The sequence below is a fragment of the Demequina subtropica genome, assembly GCF_000971235.1.
Taxonomy (GTDB): domain Bacteria; phylum Actinomycetota; class Actinomycetes; order Actinomycetales; family Demequinaceae; genus Demequina; species Demequina subtropica.
In genome coordinates this window covers 195924-216137 of sequence record NZ_BBMB01000012.1, presented here as the reverse complement: position 1 = coordinate 216137, position 20214 = coordinate 195924, and the positions used below count along the sequence as shown (strand labels likewise).

Genomic DNA, 20214 nt, shown 5'->3' with positions numbered 1-20214 from the left:
CCTGAAGGGGGTCCAGACCCGTTCGGCGATTGAGCCACAGCAACCGCTCAACCGCGCGCCCTGGCGTGGGGCGTTTGCGCCTTTGGGCGGCGTCGTTGTGCTGGTCCTTGCTTCCGATGCGCACTGCGCGAATGACGCTGTCGGGCCTCGCTTAGGGTGGAGCCCGAGGCCTGACAATTGCTGCCACTGAGAGTGTCAACGGTGCGGCGTGGCTGTCCAGAGTCATACGTGTGGTGGCCCTAAACTCCCGGGCACAGCCTGGTGTGATGTCGCGCCAGGGTCCTAGTACGGATCAACACGTATGACATGGGAGTTTGCCGTTGCAATATCAGCGGGGGGCTGCAATGCGCGCCGGGAACGGCCGCAGAGCGGGCGAACTAGTGAGTCCAAATGGTTGTGCGGTAGGTGCCGCATCGGAGGGCCAATCGGTGGGTGCGCTGGCGCCTGGTGCCGCCAAGCGTTTGTGGGTCCGAGGTGATTGCCGATGACTACTGATATTGCCGTATGGCGCCCGGACCCTAGCCTCGTCGCCGAAGTCAGCCGCCAGTTCGAGCGGACGATCGACTCCTACAAGATCCACCCGGACCTGATCTCCGAGCACGCAAACCATGAAGAGTCGATCCGCACGGGCGGCTACGCGAACCGAACCCTGCTCGAGCTCGTTCAGAACGCCGCAGATGCGCTTGCCGGCACGGACGCTCATGCGCTTGGCGACGCGGCGGGGCGCGTCGAGATTGTGCTCGACCCTGATATGCGCACTCTGTACTGCGCCAACGCTGGCCGCCCATTCTCGACGACGGGCCTCACCGCGATCACTATGGCGCATCTCAGCGGTAAGCGAGGCGACGAAATCGGGCGCTTCGGCCTGGGGTTCAAGTCGGTGCTCGCCATTTCTGATGCGCCGCAGGTCTTCAGTCGTTCTGTGTCGTTCGAGTTCAACTCTCCCGACGCGCGCGCAGCGCTCTCACGCGTTGGCTCGGGCGTGCGGCGGTTCCCGGTTCTCCGAACAGCGACACTGATCGACCCCGCCACTGAATTTGCGAACGACGAGATCCTGGCAGGACTTGGCGCTTGGGCAGCTACCGTCGTCAAGCTTCCCAATATCACCGACATCGAGCGCCTGAAGCGCGAGATCGAGGACTTCTCGGACGAGTTCCTGCTATTTGTTGGCGCGGTCCGCGAGGTGAAGTTGCGAGTCCTGGGCGACGAAGGGTTCGAGACGTCCCACGTCTCGCGTGACCTTGGCGACGGGCGGCTTCGGATTGAGCGCCCTAACGGTGAGGGTGACACGTGGTTTGTTGGCGAGACCATGCACGCGCCATCCGCGGAGGCGCGCCGGCAGGTTGGCGAGGCTGTTTCACGCGCTGAGGTGAAGGTCACAGTCGCGGTCCCCGAGCGCCAGGTGCGCCAGCGCATCGGGCAGTTCTGGTCGTACTTCCCGCTCCAAGACAAGACCTCGGCGTCGGCACTCTTCAACGCGCCCTGGAGCGTTAATGACGACCGCACGACCCTTCTTCGAAATGACTACAACAAGGAGATCTTGCGCACGGTCTCCGCGCTCTTTGTTGACTTGCTGCCAAAGGTGCGCGACAACGACCCCGCGGCGCACCTCGACTACATGCCCGCGCGTGGCCGCGAGATCCTGAGCTTCGGCGACGAGGTCCTTATCGCGCACATCCCCCAAATTGCAGCGAAGCGGGACGTGATTCCGGATGCGACCGGGAGACTGCGGCACGTCGCTGAGCTGCGGCCGCTCGACTTCGAGGTGAGCCTCCCTTCAGATGTTCACGAGGCGTGGTGCGCCTCGCCGAATACTGGTGACGACGTGCCTCACCCGAAGTGCTACGCCACGCCGACTCGCGTCAACCGCGTCCGCGATCTCTTCATCGCCGACATCGCCAGCTCGGGGATTGACCCTGGCGGGCGCGAACTCAAGAGGGCGCTTGACCATGTCAACAAGAGGGGGGCCCTGTCGTGGTTCCGCGAGTGGGCAGAGGGCAGCGACCCAAGATCGTCCGCAGAAGCGTTCAGAGTTGCAGTAACGCAGCAGGGGAAGATCGAGGCGATTGCCACCGCCAAAGTGGTTCCAACTACCGCTGGCTTCCTCGCACTCAAGGACAAGGACGTCGTCTTCCTCAACAAGGATGTGGAGGTCGACATCGAGGGAGCGATCTTCGTCGATCCTGCGTTCTTGGCGGAACCGGGGGTTGAGGCCGACCTTCGGCACGTTGGATTCCGGGATTTGGATCCGGAGTCGATCCTTCACGCGCGTTTGGCGCGTATGTCAGTTCCGCCAAACGCTGCGGAGCTCCCGAAGCTCTGGGACGCCGTCATGGACGTTGCGGTTCCAGTCGCGGTGAGGGTGTTGAACCAGCATCGTGCGAAGGTCATGGTCCCAACCAAGGATGGTGGCTGGTCTTGGCCGACCCAAGTGTTCGATCTCGCCGAATCGTTCGGAGCCGAGTTCGACTCCAGAATCCTGGACCACGAGCGCTGCCTACCGGCCGTGGCACACAAGCTGGGCGTGGTCCGCACCCCAGTCGAGAACTTCGCCTTCGAGGATGAGCCGATGGCGGAGGACTACCGCCGCTACGTGCTCTCGACGCTTGAGAGCTCACGTGGCCCGGGGGAGCGGCCAACCGAGCGGATCGATCTCACGCCGAGCGGAGGGCCTGGACCGGTCTCGATGCTGTTCATGCTGCGTGACGTGGACGCCCCCGCTGCGATCCGCGAATCTTGGACGTCCGATCTGCTCGACCGGGGCGACCGGGCGTGGGTCTGCGAAGACTTGGACACTGGGAGGACTTACGCGGTCAAATCGCCAGCGCGGTGGGCCGTCGAGGACGCTGGCCTTCTGCCGACGACCCGTGGACCTCGCCGCCCAGCGGACGTCGCTGCCGCGTCGCTCGTAAGGTACGACGGACTCCTGCCCTTGTTCAGGGGACCGCGTCAGGTGGGCGAGGCGCTCGAGTTGCCATCTGAACTTGAGGCACTTCCGCAGTCGATGCTCCGCGAAGCGCTCGATCAAGACCTTTACCCCCCGACTCTCAAGGATGACGTCCTTGTCGAGTTCATTCTCGCGGCGACCACTCACGCCTTCTCGGGTACCAAACCTCCAAGCGTTCCCGCGCGCGTCGGTCGCATGGTCGAGGCGCGGCCCACGAACACTGTGTACCTTGCGACATCGGACGAACAGCAGGCGTTCCTCGCTGCGCGCCAGAAGCCGTACTTGCGCGTGGCCGACGGCGACGTCGACCAACTCGTCTCGCGCGTTGGATGCAAGAGCGTCGAAGACGGCCTATCGTTCTCGATGTTCACCGAGGGAGAGCAGGATCGGGAGCGGATCCTTGACGTCTTCCCTGGGCTTCGCCACACGCTCGTCGCGGCCAAGGTCGCGAATGCGACGATCTCCCGCGCCGCCGTCATCGTCAAGCGGGTGACCTTCGAGGATGGCGTTGAGGATCAGAGCCACGAGGCCTTGCTCGACGGAGTGAACCTCGTGATTCGGAGCAGCGCCGACGAACGCGAGGCTCTGCGCTTCGTCAACACGGAATTCGATCTCCAGCTGAACAACGCGGAACTTGACGCAGTACTGAAGGCCGGCCTCGACCAGATGCTGGAAGGAATGCGGCACGAAGCGCAAGCCGCGACCACTGACGCGGAGCGCCTGGACGTCTACTTCGGACCGGACGAGCTCCGAGAAGCTCTTCCCAAGGGCCTTTGGTCGGCGCTCGAAGCCCAGGCGCTTGTAGATGACGGGACTTCAGTATCGGAACTGTTCCTCACCGTCTACGGATCAGATTCCATCCGGATGCTTGCCGACGCGTTCCGCGACATCGGATTCCCCGACGTCCCCGACGAGTGGGCTGGTCGGCCCGCAACAGTCGCATGGCTGAGGAAGATGAGTTTCGGCAGTGCATTCGCCGGCCGCAGGAACCAACGTCAAGTTGACGAGTTCGTCGTGCCGGGTGCAGTTATCCTCAACCCGCTGCATTCGTTCCAGGAGAAGATCAGCCGGCAGCTTCGTGACGTGCTCACCCTCCGCGAGGCTGACGGACGCGCGCTCAAGGCGATGGTCGAGCTTCCCACGGGTGCCGGCAAGACTCGCGTCGCGTCAGAGACAGTGCTCCGCCTGTTCAAGGACGATAGGCTGAATGGCCCGATCCTGTGGATCGCCCAATCCCAGGAACTGTGCGAACAGGCCGTTCAGACCTTCAGCACCGTCTGGCGAGGGCTCGGCGATGAACGACCCCTCACAATCGGCCGGCTCTGGGAGAACCACATCGTCCACGAGCCTGATACTGAGTTCAGCGTCATTGTGGCCACCGATGCGAAGCTCGACAAGATCATCGGAAACTCGGAGTATGCCTGGCTCCGCGACGCAGCGGCAGTCATCATCGACGAGGGTCATCGGGCCGGTGACTCCAGGCTCTACACGAGACTCCTCGAGTGGCTTGGCATCGCGGGCCGTGGATGGGAGCGACCCCTTGTCGGTCTGTCCGCGACGCCGTTCAAGGGGACTTCTGAGTCCGCCACCAAGGCCCTCGCCAGCCGCTTCGGCAACCGGAAGATCGACGCATTCGACGGCGACGCCTATACGCAATTGGCAGAACTGGGAGTGCTGGCGCGCGTCAAACACGAAGTCCTCCAGGGCGTCGATGTATCTCTCCTCCCTGGTGAGGCCGATGAGGTGAGAAGCCTCCGCCGAATCAGCCCTGCCGTCCTCAACCGGGTTGGGCGAGACCAGCAGCGCATGTCGATCTTGGTCGACCATATCCTGCGCCAAGACGAGTCCTGGCCGGTGCTCGTCTTCACGCCTAACGTGCTTTCCGCGCAAGTTCTGGCCGCGACTCTGAGATACAGGGGGAGGGCGGCTGACTCTGTCTCGGGCCAGACCGGCCGCCAGCAGCGACGCGATGTCATCGAGCAGTTCAAGGCTGGTGAGATTCAGATCCTCGCGAACTGCGACCTCCTGATCCAGGGGTTCGATGCTCCAGGCGTGCGGGCGCTCTATATCGCTCGGCCCACCTTCAGCCCCAACGCATACATCCAGATGGCGGGACGTGGTCTGCGCGGACCTGAGAACGGCGGCAAAGACGAGTGCCTGATCGTTGACATGGCCGACAACTTCGGCGATGTAAGCGACTACCTCGGCTACCGCGAGTACGAAGACCTGTGGCGGGAGCAGGGCTCATGATCCTCATCCCCGACCTCATCGATATCGAGCGCAACGCCACGAGCGACGCCGAGCGCAAGCTCGCGCGCCTGCTCAGTCGCGTGGACCTCGATCCCAATGCGGTCGCCTTCCATTCCGTGAACCTGCGCTCGCACGAGCACAAGCAACAGGCGGAGGCTGACTTCGTCATCCTTTGGCGGGGCGTCGTGGTTGTCGTCGAAGTGAAAGGGGGAGGGGTTCGCAAGCACGATGGAGTCTGGTACTCGGTAAATCGCCACGGTGACTGGAAGAAGCTGCGCGAGTCACCGATGGCGCAGGCGCAGTCCGCTGCGTTCGCGCTGCGCGACATCCTCCGTGAAGAGCGGACGGACTGGTTCGCTCATGAAGCGCTAGTAGTCACGCCGGATATCGACTCGCCGCCGCACTCCGTCGAGTGGCGCGCTACGCACTGGCTTGCGAAGGACGACATGAATGTGGCCTCGCTCGGATCCGCGCTCGACGTCGTCGTCGTAGGCGCGCGGTCCGCGCCAACCGGACAGAAGCGCGCTCGACCGGACGAGCTGCGCGCGCGATTGTTCGGCGAGTTCACCCGCGTGCCCGTGATTGACGCCCAGCGAGGCGCGGTGATCGAGGAGCAGAATCGCGCCACCGAAGGTCAGGCTCGAGTACTTGCGGCGCTCGCACGCAATCCCCGCGTGCTCGCCAGCGGTGGAGCCGGCACCGGCAAGTCACTCATTCTTGCCGAAGGTGCCAAGCAGGAGGCTGAGCAAGGGCGCGAGGTCCTCATCACCTTTGGTTCCCCGGGGCTCGTCGGCTTCTTCGCACCCCGCATCGCGGGCCGCGATATCGCGCTCCTCCCGTTTCATGAGCTCCGTGGAGACGAGCAGTACGACGTCGTCTTCGTCGACGAGGCACAAGACCTCATGACTCCAGAAGGCATGGATCGGATCGACGCCGTCGTCAAGGGTGGGCGATCTGGCGGACGCTGGCGCATGTTCCTTGACCCCAACAACCAAGCTCACGTCGATGGTGCGTTCGATGAGGACGTCCTCGCCATCGTGAGTGAGGACGCCGCATCGTTCGACCTGGACCTCAACGTCAGGAACACCGGTGCGATCGTCCACGTGGTCCAGCAGTACCTCGGTGCGGACGTCGGCGACCCGGGAATCGTCCACGGCGAGAAAGTCCAATGGCACACCCCTGACGGACCTGCAGACCTCGGTGCAGCGGAGGAGGTCGCAGCACGGCTTGTCGCTGACGGAGCGACACGTTCGGAGATCTGGATCGTCCTCACAAGCGCGACAGAGGCGCCGCACATCTCGGATCGCGGCTTCACGGTCACGAGTCCACGCTTCGCCAAGGGCCTCGAGGCGGAGCACGTCATCGTGTGCGATCTCCCGCGCGTTTTCAACGACGTAGCCAGGGCCGCGTTCTACGTTGCAGTGACACGTGCGCGAGTCTCTCTCCACATCGTGACCACGAACGACGACAAGAAGAACTTGCAGCAACTCATCCGGAAGCAGTTGATGGCGAAGTGACTCTGACAAGACCGCAGCGGCACGTCCTGACGCACCTCCGCTCGACCTACGTCGGTCCAGACGGTGGCGCTCACGAGGTCGTCGAGAACATGCCGAACCGCCAGTACTCCGTGGGGATGCTCTTCCCATCCTCAGAGCTCCTTGCGCCGGACGATGCCCCGCAGCCATCCGACTCCATCAGTGATGCCGACGTGCCCGAAGGCGACGTCGACGAAGAGGGTGCGTCCGGTCCGCTTGCAGAGGACTGGCGCCCGTCGTCCGTGGCGATCTCGTTCATCACCGACGGCGATGCAGTTCTGTGCAGTCTCTCCGGCGGAACCTATTCGCAGGTAGAGGGCGACGGCCCGCCGCGCTGGTTACGAAACCCCTTCCAACTCGACGGCCTCGAACTGTCGTCCGAGCGCAAGATGCAGCAGTTGGAAGTCGGCGCCGTGCCCGTCGAGGTCGGGTCCAGATGGCGGCGCTACGGATCAGCGCACCTCGTCACTGTGCACGTCAGGGTGCTGTCGGCTGCAACCGGCGACGACCGCCTCGATATCCCGCTGATGCTCTTCCAGGTCGCGCTGAGTGTCGCTCCCCTTGAGGGCCATCGCATCCACGAGTACGACACAACCCACGCGATCGACATCGACCCGGAGTCTGCCGAGCTACGCCTTCGCTATCGCGATCGCAAGATCTACGCGGTCGGACATGGAATGGCAGCCGACTGGGAACGGATTGACGGGCAGATTCAGAGGGTCTTCCTCGATCCTGTGCCGGCCTTCGTAGTCCCCGGCGTGACGACGACGGCGTTCGAACCTGAAGCGGAAGCCTCCGATGCGTTGCGCCTGGACCTGCTCGAGCGGCTCGACACCGCGCCTGAACAGGTCGTCGCTTCGCTCGAGTCTTTCGTCGCCGCGTTCGATTCGTGGGTGGGCATGCAGGAGGCGCGGGTCGCGTCTTTCGGTCCTGAGGCGGACGTCGCTGGAAGGATCGTAGGGCGATCTCGGACCGCGGTAGGGCGCATGCGTGGGGGCGTGGGTCTTCTACGCGACCCGGACCATCAAGACCTCCGGGTCGCTTTCGCGCTCGGCATGGCGGCGATGCGTCGCAACATGCAGCAGGCGCAGATTGCGGGAGGCACGGATCCTCACGACGTGGTCGAACCGGCCTGGCGTCCGTTCCAGCTTGGCTTCCTGTTGGTCGCGCTGGCCTCCACCGTAAACGGCACGCACGAGGACCGTGAGGTTGTCGACCTGATCTGGTTCCCCACGGGTGGTGGAAAGACGGAGGCCTACCTGGGGCTCGCGGCCATCGAGATCTTCCGTCGTCGATTGACCCATGGAGTCGCGGGCGGCGGAACCGCCGTCATCACCCGCTACACCCTTCGGCTACTGACGTCGCAACAGTTTCAGCGTGCGGCGTCACTAGTCTGCGCCATGGAGCTGATGAGGCGACCCGGAGAACTCGCGGACCCTCGTGCGAAAGGAATGTCGCCCTTCTCCATCGGTCTCTGGGTAGGAAATGAAGTCACTCCCGGAACACATGCCGATGCCAAGGCCGCACTCGAGCGACTACATCGAGCGGCCAGGCCTGACGAGGCAAATCAGTTCCAGATCGAGAGCTGCCCGTGGTGCAGGACTCCACTCGTCCCCGAGTCGAGGTCTGTCGACGCGAGCCGATACGGCATGCGCGTCGTCGGGCGTCAAGTCGTCATCCACTGCACCAACCAGAAGTGCGCGTTCGCCGACGAGCTGCCCGTCGGCGTTGTGGACGAAGAGCTGTACGACGACCCGCCCACGATCCTGCTCGCGACAGTCGACAAGTTCGCCAGGCTTCAGTTCAAGCCTGAAGCTGGTCGTTTGCTCGGGATCAATACCGTCTTCCGCCAGCCCTCCATGATCATCCAGGACGAGCTGCATCTGCTGTCTGGTCCCCTCGGCACTACCGTCGCCGTGTTCGACGCTGTGATCCAACTGCTCTTGAGGCAACACGGGAGCACTCCGAAGATCGTTGCCTCGACTGCGACCATCCGGGCCTCGAATGAGCAGGTCCGTGGCCTGTATGGGCGCCAGGTTGCTCTCTACCCGCCCGCTGGGCTCGACGACGATCGGACATTCTTCTCAGAGCCTGTGCAGAGCGGCGAAGGGCGACTCTACGTCGGGCTGATGCCACAGTCGCTCTCCCAGGTCTCGGCGGTCATCGCCGCTTCGGCCCCGCTCATCGAGATTCCCGAGGTGCTGGCGAAGGAACCCGATGCAGGCGCGACGCGTGACGCGTATTGGACGGCAGTGATGTACCACAACAGCCTCCGGGAGCTGGGGCGCACGGGGACCTTGGTCGTCGATGACGTCAACGGACGACTCGAGCCGCGGTCGGAGCGGCTCGAACTGCCGCTGCGAAAGGTTCGAGCCGGCAGGGTTCTTGAGCTCACGAGCCGGAAGGGTCCGGAGGAGCTCCCGAACGATCTGCGTGAACTCTCGAAGAGTGCCGACGCGACGGACCAGGCGATCGACGTGGTGCTGTCATCGAACATGCTGTCGGTCGGAATCGACATTCCAAGGCTTGCGCTCATGCTCATGGTCGGTCAGCCCAAGACAACTTCCGAGTACATCCAGGCGACGAGTCGAGTCGGGCGAGGTGCCAACAAGGGCATCGTCGCCACCCTGTTTCGTTCCAATCGCGCACGAGACAGGTCCCACTTCGAGACCTTCAGGGGTTACCACGAGGCGCTCTACCGGAGCGTAGAGCCGACGAGCGTGACCCCGTGGTCGTTGGCTTCGCGGGATCGCTCTCTCGCCGGGGCGCTCGTGGCACTCGTGAGGCACTCGATCCCATCGCTTGCTCCCAACGAGTCGGCGAAAGACCTCGACCTCGACGATGCCGCCGTGAAAGCGGCGCTCGATCGACTCGTTGGCGACCTCGTCGAGATCGTCAAGGCATCGGATCGGGTTGAGGCCGATGAGACGGAGGCGGCGCTTTGGACGTTGCTGCGTGATTGGGACCGTCGCGCCGCAAATGCGCGCGCCGAGTCGGGAAGTCTGAAGTACGACGGCGCCAAGTCCGACGACCCGGCGCTGCTCAAACGCTTCGGGCAATCCGGCGAAGGATGGCTAGTGGGAGACTCCATGCGATCGGTCGAGCCCAATGTCGCCGTGGAAGTCCGCGAGCCCTTGGAGGAGGTGGACCGTGGAACGTATCAGGCATGATCTTCGATCGTCGGAGATCCTTTCGCCCTTCGGGGTGGGTGCCATCGTTGATGTGCGCGGTCAATCGTTGATCGCGCCGGACACATCGTGGTGGCAGAAGAAGGATGCTCACGAGATCTCGTGCGAACGCCTGCTGCAGCGCATCGGGCCGGGAGTCTTGAGGCAAGCTCCCACGCACGCGGGCCGTGCAGCCAAGGAGACGCCGGGGCTTCTGTACTGGAGGTTCCCCGAGTGGCGGTTCTGCGAGCGTTGCACCAAGCTCTCCAAGCTGAGCGGCAAAGACCGCGGGAAGTGGACCAACAAGTGTGAATGTGGCGGGGCCCTTGTTCCGATGCGCTACGTGGCGATCTGCGAGAAGGGGAGCCACATTCAGGACATCAACTGGTTCATGTGGGCACATCGAGGCAACGATGAAGGTGTTACCGACGAGGTCCGCTTTTGCAGGTCCTACAAGGAGCTCAAGTTCATTCGGTCGGCAAAGCACGGCGAGGGCCTGAAGTCCCTTCGGATCACGTGCAATGGCTGCAAGCGTTCGCGATCCGTTTCGGAGCTCGTCACCAAGGGCGCGCTATTGCGAGACGGGATCAAATGCGACGGGCGGCAGCCCTGGGAAAGTGACCCGCCGGCTCGGGTGTGTGAGCATCCCCTTGTCGCGGCACAACGCGGAGCCACGGGTAACTACATTGCCGAGCGGCTCTCGGCATTGGACATTCCTGAGGAGCGTCCACAGTCCGCGGAACTGGCCGACAAGATCCGCGGTCACGTGCTGTTCGACCGCGTCAGGGCCGACAACGGCGGGCCGCAGGCTGAGATGGTCGGGGGGTGGATTGCCGACGAGCTGGGCACCACCCTCGAGGTCGTTCTTGGCGTCGCCGCGGACGACGGTGAAGACGTGGGCACGCCGCTCCTTGACCTCAAGGATGGTGAGTGGGCGGCCTTTCTGAAGAAGGTCGAGCCGGGTGGGCGCGACGCCAGCGGAGGCGACTTCGTTGTGGACGGTTGGCCGCTCGCGCCGCGAACGGAATGGCCCAACGCGCTGGCGGGCCGGATTGTCTCCGTCGGTCAAGTTCGTCGAGTTCGTGAGGTACGTGCGCTGCTGGGATTCCGCCGGCACGACGCGGGCGCAGACCTCATCACGGCTGATCTCGGGCCGGACAAGAGCCGCAAGCCGATCTACCCGGCAATCGAGATGTTCGGTGAGGGGATCTTCATCCGGTTCGACGAGACCTACCTCGCTGGCTGGGAGGCACGCCCAGATGTACGAGCACGGGCCGAGACTCTTATCGCGCGCCGCAACACCAGCACGTGGGCCAACCGCCTCGACGTCCCCGAACCGCGGTACATCGCGCTCCACACCATCGCCCATCTCCTGATCCGCAGGCTGGCATTTGCTAGCGGCTACTCCTCGGCTTCGCTCCAGGAACGGATCTATGCCAATTCCGATCGCGTTGACCGCACCGCCGGGATCCTGATCTACACGGCTGCAGGCGACGCTCAGGGCACGCTCGGAGGATTGGTTCGTCTCGGCGCGCCGGACGAGTTGGTTCCGCTGCTGATCACGGCGCTCAACGACGCAGACGTCTGTTCCAACGATCCGGTCTGCATCGAGAGCGATCGGCAGGGCGCTTCGAATCTCAACTTGTCGGCATGCCACGGCTGCTCGCTCGTTAGCGAAACGTCTTGCGAGACTGCGAACAGGCTGCTTGACCGTCAGTTGGTCCTTGGAGGCGCAAAGGTGCAAGGCCTACTCGAAGGCGTGCTCGACGGCGTACGGCAAAGCCCGCCCGTGCACGACTGAAGTCCAGCGACCGCGGGCTGCGGGGCCTTGTTGAGCTCAATCAAGTCGCCGGGTGGCCCGGCTATGGCCGAGGGAGGCAGCTAGGTCAAGGCGAACTCGACGATCGCGTATCGCCGCGAGTCGCATCGCTCTGGTGCGCTCGTGTGTGGGTAATGTCGTAGTGAAATGGATGCCGAACAACCCTTTACCAGTGAAGACGCCCCGCTGTCGCTCAAGTTTGACCCGCACACCATCGAGCACCTGGGGTCGAACATGTACTCGAGGCTGCCCAATGCCGTGGCCGAACTCGTGGCCAATGCCTACGATGCAGACGCGACGGAGATCTCAGTGCTGGTGTCAGGCAAGGGCACCGAGCAGCGGATCGAGGTCTCGGACAATGGCCACGGGATGTCCCGCCGGGATGTGCGAGATAAGTACCTCCGCATTGGTCGCAATCGGCGCGGCGAAGCTCCTGTCGGCATGTCCGAGAGTGGAAAGCGCGTGGTCTCGGGCAAGAAGGGGCTCGGGAAGCTGGCACTCTTCGGAATCGGACAAGAGATTGTGGTGTCCACGAAGCGTCGGGGCGACGATTCAGCGCTCGTCATCGCGCTTGACTGGGACGACCTCATCGGCACCACCGATGGCGACTACGAGCCATCTGAATCTCGAGTGCCGGCGCCCGAAGACGGACAGGGTACGTCAGTCGCCGTCTCGCGGCTTGCGCGGGTGAGCGATATCTCTGCGAGTGACCTGGCCGAGAGTCTTTCGCGGCTGTTCCACTACAGCGGCGACGACGTGGCGCTGGACGTGGTTGATCGCGACGGCACGCGCATCCCGGTCACCAAAGAACTTCGCGTGAGCACAGTCGCACGAGAGTTCTCCTGGACGTTGCCAGAGGACCTGCCGAGCACTGCGTCCGCGCTCACCAGCAAGGGTATCCACGGAACGGTCGTCGCGGCTGAGAAGCCGTTGCCGACTCAAATGCGTGGGGTTGCGGTGTACGCGAGCGGCCGGCTCGTAAACGAGCCGGAGTTCTTCGGTGCGAGCGATTCGAGCTATGCCTATGCGTACCTGACCGGCCATGTCACGGTTGACCTGCTCGATGAGATCAAGCCCGATGTAGTCGCCACGGACAGGCGCGCTGTCAACTGGGATCACCCCCATGCTGCGGAGATCCGCGCGGTCCTCAAGTCTGCCGTCGAGGAAATTGCGCTCCTGCGTCGGGCGCTCCGTGCCGACAAGAAGAAAGCTCAGGTGAGGGATCGCACAGGTGTGGACACCGAAGAGTGGGTAGCAACGGTTCATGGGCCTGAGCGGGAGCCATTGAGGGACCTCCTCGGAATTATCGAGTCCGATGAGACAGACATGAGTGATGGCGACCGAGGGAAGGCGGTTGACAGCCTGAAGGGCCTGGCGCCGCCGTATGCCGATCTTGTCTGGCGGCACTTGCACCCGGCCATCCAGGGCGCATGCGAGGACTACTTCAAGGGTGGCGACTACTATCAAGCGCTTCTCGAGGCCTGCAAGCAGTACGTGGCCGATCTCAGAGTTGCGGCAAGAATGCCAAACGAGCCTGAGGCAAGCTTGTTCGGCAAGGCCCTCGGCGAGGGTGGTGATCGGCTGCATTTCACCGCGGATTACCAGACTGGTTCGCCGCGGATCTCGGGCGACACGGTGAAGAATCTCGAGAACGGGCAACGAGAGATGGCGAAGGCGATTTGGGCCGCTTTCAGGAACCCCCTCTCGCATGAACTCTTAGCGACGATCAAGGGCCTTGGCGTCATTAGCCACCATGATTGTCTCGATGCGCTTAGTCTCATGTCGCACCTGCGGCGTCGGCTTGATGAGTCCAAGTTCGACTAGCTGCCGAACCACCTGCGTGGCGGGTGGGCAGCCCATCGGGAAACCATCAGATTCAACCGGGACCAACCGGAGATGACCGGGTACAGTCGGGATGAGGGAGCCGCCACGTTCCCGAGTAATCCGAGGGAATTCGCGAGATTCCGAGACGACCGTGAAGGACCGGAAGATGTCCGGTCCCTGCAGGGGGTCGCAGGTTCAAATCCTGTCAGCCCGACGTAAGGCAAGCGGAAAGTCCTGGTAACTCGCGTGTTACCAGGACTTTTTGCATGGAGTGACATGACCCGGTCATCATTTACTCATCTTTGCGGCGATCGCCGTCGCCCCGCTGGCATGGCGGCTTGACTCCCGAGCTGACAGCAAACAGCGGTGCACCGCGATCCCTTTCCGCCGGGCGACCTGCTCATGGGCCCGGCGACCGGTGCAGGTGGCGTTCGAGGCGACGCTCCCGCGGCGGCTGCGTCTACCGTGGAGGGGTGAGCACCGACCAGCCTGACGACAACCCGCTCTGGATCGAGATCGAGGAGTTCCGCGAGCTCTACGCGGAGGACCCCACTGTCGCAGACGACGTCCACGGCGCCGTAGCGCGCGAGCATCCGGACCGACCGGCCCTGGCGGATGCCGTGGTCGACTCGCTGGTGGCGGGCTTCGAGATGCATGCGGACGAGGACGCGATCGAGGATGTCATCGAGGCGTGCGCCCGGCTGATCCCGCTACTCAGCGCCCTCGAGACCCTCCGGGACTCCGGTGACCACGCACTCGCGGACCTCCTCGAGTCCGCTCCCGCCAACGCCGGGCGGTGGCTCCACCAGGGGGGCTGGGCGATCCATACATCCGACGGCGCTGAGGCGGCATTCATGTTCGCGCGCTTGGATGCCGGCCGGGCGTGGGTGCTGCTGCTGTCCGATCCGACCTGAGCCCGAGCCGTGGCCCACGCGAGGGTCACCGGATCGACGCGGCGCTATCGCGCGGGTCTCCGCCGCCACCCACGAGCGATCGGTCGGGCATCCCTCACCGACGCGTCGACACCGTGACGGTGAACTTGGCGTTCCGTGCGACCTGCTCGGTGGGGCCGATCGCACGCTCGAGCAGCGGCCGATACTTGAGTCCCGAGTTCCACACGCACCACAGCTGGCCTCCGGGGCGCAGGACCCGGGCCACGTCGGCAAACATCCGCGGTGCGATGAGATCGGTCACCGCGGCGGCCGAGTGGAACGGCGGGTTCAGCGTGATGAGCGAGGCGCTGGCGGACGGCCTGGCGCCAAGCATGTCGTCGCGCGCCACGGTCACGCGGCTCTCGATGCCGTTGGCGAGCATCGTCGCCTTCGCTGACGCGACCGCGATCGCCGACTGGTCGCATGCGTAGACATGCGCGCCGCCATACGTGGTCGCCATCCACGCACCGATGATCCCCGTGCCGCAGGCCAGGTCGATCAAGGGATCGTCAGATGTCCCGCCGGGCGGGGCGTCGGGAAGGTGCTCAAGCAGCAGACGGGTGCCGATGTCGAGCCGTGCGCCCGCGAACGCGCCGCCGTACGCGCGCAACTCGAGACCTTCGACTCGAGCGGCGGCGGGGGATGGATCACGGCCGTCGCGAGGCTCACGGGCAAGGAGCACCCTAGACTTCTGCCGGGCGAGGCTGATGTCCAACCTCCCGAAGAACTCGCTCAGCACCTCGTTCATCGACACCGACATGTGCTTGATCCGCCCGCCCGCGACCACGACCACGCTCGGGTCGGCGTGCGCGGCGATCAGGCCGGCGATGTCGCGCAGCGCGTCGAGGGAACGGGGCAGACGAAGCAACACGATGCGCGCCCCAGGTGCCAGTTCCGCGTCGAGGGGGACGGAGCGGAAGTGGCCGGTGAGGCCCACGCGAGACGCGTTGGCCTCTAGCGCGCGCTCACCGGTGATCGCGTCGATGTGCGTACGTATCCCGCTCGCCCCGGCATGCGCCGCCCCGAGGGTCAGCGCGCCATAGGCGTCGTTGATCACCACGATGTCGCCCGACCGCGCCGCCGCGCGCAGCTCAGCGGACTCGTCCAGGATCAGCCGGTCTGCCGCGTCGACGGCGACGAGCCCGGGTGCCTCGACATCCGGCCAGCGCCGCAGCGCATCGAAGATCTCGCTCACCGCACCACATCGCCGTCGACGCAACAAGCCGCGAGGGCGCGGGGGACAGGGTGCACGCGGACGCGGGTGGAGACGATGCGCGGATGGGGGCCGATCACCATGAAAGCCTAGCCGCGGGTGGCCAAGGGGGTCCTCGACGTCGCGACCTGGTCGCTCTGGAAGGATGAGGTCATGCCCGAGCAGAGCGATGGACAGGGTCGAATCCGCCTTCCTGCACCCGGCGCGCGAGTGGTGGTGCGCTACCTGCTCCCCACCGGAGGAGCGACGGACGCCCTCGGCGAGCTGCTCAGCGCAGACGACCAGGCCGTCGTGGTGGATGGCGTGCGTGGCGTCGAACGGATCCCTTCGAGCACGATCGTCGCCGCGAAGGCCGTGCCTCCTCGTCCTCAGCGTCGGCCGGGCGGACCTGCGTAGCCGACGGCGACCCATCGTTGCCCCACCATCCGGGGCGCGTGCGGTGGACAGAGAAGCTGTCAGGAACCTGCACACGGTCGCAAGCGGCACGCCCACCGCCCGACGAGCGTGAAGCGTCGAGACCTCGTTCTCCGGGCGAGTTCCGGTCGGGGTGGCGCTGCTAACCCCGACCGTCACGACTCCTATGCGATCTCGGCTGGAGCGTTCGCGAGCGCGATCGTTGCGCACAGTCGCAGCACGGCCCTGGCGGAGGCCTCGGAGGCGTCGAACACGTTCGCGTTGAACTCGTCGCCGCCGTCGCCGGAGCACATGTCGGAGACGCACGTGAGAGACAGGAAGGGCACGCCGGCTCGGTAGGCGATCTGCGCGATCGCGGCGGATTCCATGTCGGCGATGATCGCGTCGGGGAAGCCGGCGGTGATGGTGGCGACCGACTCGGGCGTGGCGAACACGTTCGCCGATGCGAACACTCCAGCCACCGCGCCGTCCGCGATCGCGGCGGAGAGCAGGTGGCGGTCCGACAGGTAGCGGACGTGCTCGTCCGTGATCTGGCCCCACTCGTACCCGACCGACGTGCAGTCGGCGGACCAGTCGACACAGCGGGTAGCGGCGACGATGTCGCCGCGTTTGACGCGTCCTGGCATGCCGCCGCAGGTGCCTGCCGAGATGACTGCGGCGATCTCGACGCCGGCGGGCGGGTGATGCAGCGTGAGGGCGGTCGCGGCGGCAGCGGCGGTCATGCCCGCGCCGGTGATCACCAGCAGGAACGGCCCGGACTCGCTCTCGATGAGGACGGTGCCCTCTCGCAGCCCCTCGCTGATGACGTCGTGTGCGAAGCGGGTGAACACCGCGGCCTCTTCAGGGATCGCGACCAGCACGGCGGGCATCCTTCTCACGGAGGGACGCTACTACGACGATCCGGCCGAAGAGGGGCCCAGCGGCATGCGTGTCGGCGGCTATCCGGCGGAGATAGCTCCAAGGATCAATGACGCGGCGTCGTGCGGACTGGTGGTGCCGGTGTCGATGTGCAGGTCTGCACTGTCCCAGGCGTCGTACTCGCGGGTCTGGATCGCCTGCCAGTCGGGGAGCTTCAGGCCTGGCACGTCGACCACACGGCCCTCTGCTCGCGCTCGATGAACCTCAGGGGCGCTGCAATGCAGCTCGACCTCGATCACTGCAGCTCCGCGCGTCTCGGCAACATCGCGCCACGCGGCTCGTGTGGCCTCGATCGGGTTCACGCACTCGACCAAAACGTCGTTGCCCCCGTCGAGAAGGTCGCCGGACACCGCATATCCCGCGAGGTAACCAGCAGCCTGGACGCCATCAGGCCCCATCTCCCCGGAGTCGCGGAGAGCCTGCTCGATGCTGTCGATACGGATGTATGCGAACATGCCAGTCTCGTTGAGGACGGAAGCTACTGTCGACTTCCCGACGGCCGGCAAGCCGCCGAGGATGACAAGCGTGGGCCGGCGCACAGTCCGAGAATAGCGACGCTGCTCGGCCATGAGGATCACCAGGACGAGCAGGCGAATCCCCCGGGCCAACTGGTCAGGTGGTGGTGAGGATCTCCTCGCGCCGCCGCTGCAGCTCGGTGATTCGTGCCGCGATCTGTGCGGTCTCGGTACCCAGCTCGTCGGAGAGCCGAGAGAGGCGACGGTGAAGGTCCTTGGCGCGCGTCTGGGCCTGGGAGATGCGGTCCCTCACCATCCAGTCGCTGACGATGTTGTCGAACAGCACATCGAAGACCGCCAGCGTGTCGGACAGCTCGACGCCGTCGATGGTCGAGCCCCCGATGTCGGCGAGCTCGACCGACAGCCGCTCGAGCGCCCGGTTGACCTTCCTGAAGGCCTCGGTCGCGTCGTTGATCCTCGAGTGCTTGACCATGTCGCCGACGAGGCCGCCGCCGAAGAACGTGTCATATGTCGACCACCCGCCCGCGCTGTCCAGCTTCGCGAGAGCCGCGTCGAGCGCGGATCTGGCGGCGCGCATCGCATTGACAGCCTCCGAGACCTCGCCTTGGTGGGCCTCGGCTGTGCCCAGCTGGCTCGCAATCTCCGTGAGCGCGGCGGCGTGGTGGCCGCCGGTCGCGAGGATCGCGGCCTCATACGCGGCGAGCGCTTCGGCGTACGAGCGATCCGCTCCGCGGAGGGCATCGTGCTCGCGGCGCACTCGCGCGTCGTCAGCGACGGCGCTGTCGAGCCGCGCCTGTGCGGCAGACACCGCGAGCGAGGCGGCATCCGCCTCCGCCCTCTCGACGGCCAGGCGATCGGCTGTCTCTCCGCGCAGCGTCGCCCAGATCTTCGTCAGCGACAGGTCCTCCAGCCGGCGGACATCCGACTGCTCCACGCCCAGTACCCGCTCCAGCTCCGCCAACTCATCCCGCCGCGTCGCCACGAGCGCCGCGGTGGTCTCGAGTTGGATGGCCAGTCGTCGGCGATGCGCACGGCGCTCAGCCGCGGCACGGACGGCGTCAGCAGCCGCAACCAGGGAAGATTCTCTCACGCGCCCACTGTTCCATAGCCGTGCCGGAAGGCCCAGACCTCCGAGGCGGGGCACGTTCTCGAGACGAGCGCATTGCGCCGCACTCGGGCCGGCCCCGCCTACGCCCGGCGCGACTGCTCCGCCACGGCGAGCCGTGCTAGCAGCACAGCCGCGGTGGTGAGCCCCGCCGCGCCCCAGACGTTCATGGGCAGCACAGCCACGTGACCGGTGTAGCCGCTCACGACGCCGCGGAATCCGACCACGGCGAACCCCAGCATGCCCACGATGGCGCACGCGACCGCGAGCGCCGCCACCACGGTCCGCCGCGCGGACGGGCCGACCAGCACCGCACGGCCCGGCGGCCGGTCGAACCGCCGCCACGCCAGCACCAGCAGCGCGACGAGCACCAGGAACACGGGGAGCATCGCCAGCTTGGCCCACCAGAAGGAGGCGACAGTCGGATCGCCCGCAAGATCCACGCCGGCGCCCCACAGCGCCGCGTGCAAACCGACGAGCGCGGTGAAGTGCCACAGGAAGGCGGTCATCGCCACGGCGCCGCCGGCGACCACGAGCGTCCAGACCCGGCGCCGGTCAAGCAGCCGCCGGGCGGGCGCGCGCAGCAGGAGCGCGATCCCCGCCTGCGCGCACGCGAAGGCCAGCAGCGCGACTGTCGGCGGCGCGAGGTTGGACAGCGGCTCGCCGTCATAGGAGACCATGGACCATCCGTAGGGCCCCCATGTCACCAGGGCGAGCAGCACCACGGCACCGAGCCCAAGCATCGTCCCTCCAAGCCGGCGCGGGCCCACCCGGTCCGCCACCCCGTCGGCGTAGAAGAAGCCCAGCTGGTGGATGGTGAGCCACACGAAGGCGAAGTTCAGCCACTTCACGCCGTAGACGCCACCCGCGAGGCGCAGGACGTCGACCGCCACGGCGGCTCCGGCCAGGGCGGCGAGCGCCGCCGTGCCCCAGCGCTCGTGCGCCGCGAGCAGGGCCGGCGCGAACGCCGCCGCGATGAGGTAGATCCCGATGAACCACAGCAGCTGCCCGGAGATCTGCAGCATCGGTGCCGTGGCGGGGGAGTCCGGCCACAGGAGCTCGATGGCGCCGCCCAGGACCATCCAGACCGCCACGAACACGACGGTGGGCATCAGCAGGCGGCCGATGCGCGCCTGCACGAAGTCGGCGTAGCCTCCGCCCCGCGACCGCAACGAGCGCCACGATGTCGCATGGGCGAAGCCACCGACCACGAAGAAGAGCGGCATCACCTGGAACGCGAGCGTGAGCGGACGGGTCCAGGCGGCGGCCTCGAGCACGTTCGCGACCTCGACCGTGCCCGTCGCGTGGTCGAGGACCACCGCGGCCATCGCGAAGTGGCCCAGGACCACACCGAGCAGGGAGCCCACGCGGACCAGGTCGACGTACCGGTCGCGCGTGGTGGGCGTCGCCGCGACCGCGGCCGACACCGTCATGTCCCCCATGGGGCGATGCTAGTCACGGCCGCCGCCCGATGGGCAGCGGCTCAGGGGCGCCCGCCGGGCCGACGGCCCCGCGGGTAGATTCGAAGGATGGGCGTATCGCGGTCCGCGCGGGAGCCAGGTGCGAATGCCGCATCAGGGCTGTGGCCGAACGGCGTCATGACGCGTGGGCGGC

12 protein-coding genes are annotated in these 20214 nt (G+C 65.7%); 7 read left to right on the top strand and 5 right to left on the bottom strand.

Translation table 11 applies throughout. From position 1 onward, the window contains the following. Positions 1-484: 484 nt before the first annotated feature. The 6 genes from AOM06_RS12235 to AOM06_RS12210 all read left to right on the top strand — a co-directional run bounded on the left by AOM06_RS12235 (position 485) and on the right by AOM06_RS12210 (position 14456). Positions 485-5197, top strand: coding sequence for a DEAD/DEAH box helicase (locus tag AOM06_RS12235; protein ID WP_062306649.1), 4713 nt, complete (start codon positions 485-487; stop codon positions 5195-5197). After that, positions 5194-6714 carry an NERD domain-containing protein gene (locus tag AOM06_RS12230; protein ID WP_062306644.1) on the top strand — a complete coding sequence of 507 codons (1521 nt, stop codon included), beginning with the start codon at positions 5194-5196 and terminating at the stop codon, positions 6712-6714. Before AOM06_RS12235 ends, AOM06_RS12230 begins: the two co-directional genes overlap by 4 nt. Before the next feature lie 89 nt (positions 6715-6803). Further along, the gene (locus AOM06_RS12225) at positions 6804-9902 is read left to right on the top strand and encodes a helicase-related protein (RefSeq protein WP_228372946.1); all 3099 of its coding nucleotides are present in this window, start codon (positions 6804-6806) and stop codon (positions 9900-9902) included. Then, positions 9883-11700 carry a DUF1998 domain-containing protein gene (drmB, locus tag AOM06_RS12220; RefSeq protein WP_062306631.1) on the top strand — a complete coding sequence of 606 codons (1818 nt, stop codon included), beginning with the start codon at positions 9883-9885 and terminating at the stop codon, positions 11698-11700. Before AOM06_RS12225 ends, drmB begins: the two co-directional genes overlap by 20 nt. Before the next feature lie 165 nt (positions 11701-11865). Next, entirely contained in the window at positions 11866-13542 is a 1677-nt protein-coding gene (locus tag AOM06_RS12215) for a TIGR02391 family protein (protein WP_062306626.1), read from the top strand. A gap of 473 nt (positions 13543-14015) precedes the next feature. Next, positions 14016-14456: a hypothetical protein gene (locus AOM06_RS12210; protein WP_062306622.1), complete on the top strand. Its 441-nt coding sequence runs from the start codon at positions 14016-14018 to the stop codon at positions 14454-14456. A gap of 94 nt (positions 14457-14550) precedes the next feature. Here the strand turns inward: AOM06_RS12210 and AOM06_RS12205 are convergent, their stop codons facing one another. Further along, positions 14551-15669 carry a class I SAM-dependent methyltransferase gene (locus tag AOM06_RS12205; RefSeq protein ID WP_062306617.1) on the bottom strand — a complete coding sequence of 373 codons (1119 nt, stop codon included), beginning with the start codon at positions 15667-15669 and terminating at the stop codon, positions 14551-14553. Between the two features lie 171 nt (positions 15670-15840). Between AOM06_RS12205 and AOM06_RS12200 the strand changes: the two genes are divergently transcribed. Then, positions 15841-16083, top strand: a complete 243-nt coding sequence (locus AOM06_RS12200) for a putative acetyltransferase (protein WP_062306709.1) — start codon at positions 15841-15843, stop codon at positions 16081-16083. A 182-nt stretch (positions 16084-16265) separates the two neighbouring features. Here the strand turns inward: AOM06_RS12200 and AOM06_RS12195 are convergent, their stop codons facing one another. From AOM06_RS12195 to AOM06_RS12180, 4 genes are all read right to left on the bottom strand, one after another. After that, positions 16266-16970: a 5'-methylthioadenosine/S-adenosylhomocysteine nucleosidase family protein gene (locus AOM06_RS12195; protein WP_082105553.1), complete on the bottom strand. Its 705-nt coding sequence runs from the start codon at positions 16968-16970 to the stop codon at positions 16266-16268. Between the two features lie 69 nt (positions 16971-17039). Next, positions 17040-17588, bottom strand: coding sequence for a P-loop nucleotide/nucleoside kinase family protein (locus AOM06_RS12190; protein WP_062306705.1), 549 nt, complete (start codon positions 17586-17588; stop codon positions 17040-17042). Positions 17589-17631: 43 nt separating this feature from the next. Next, a complete protein-coding gene (locus tag AOM06_RS12185; RefSeq protein ID WP_156163697.1) occupies positions 17632-18585 on the bottom strand; it encodes a coiled-coil domain-containing protein in 954 nt (317 codons plus the stop codon). Positions 18586-18683: 98 nt separating this feature from the next. Next, complete coding sequence (locus AOM06_RS12180; protein WP_062306601.1) at positions 18684-20042, bottom strand: acyltransferase family protein; 1359 nt, start codon at positions 20040-20042, stop codon at positions 18684-18686. Positions 20043-20214 lie beyond the last annotated feature (172 nt).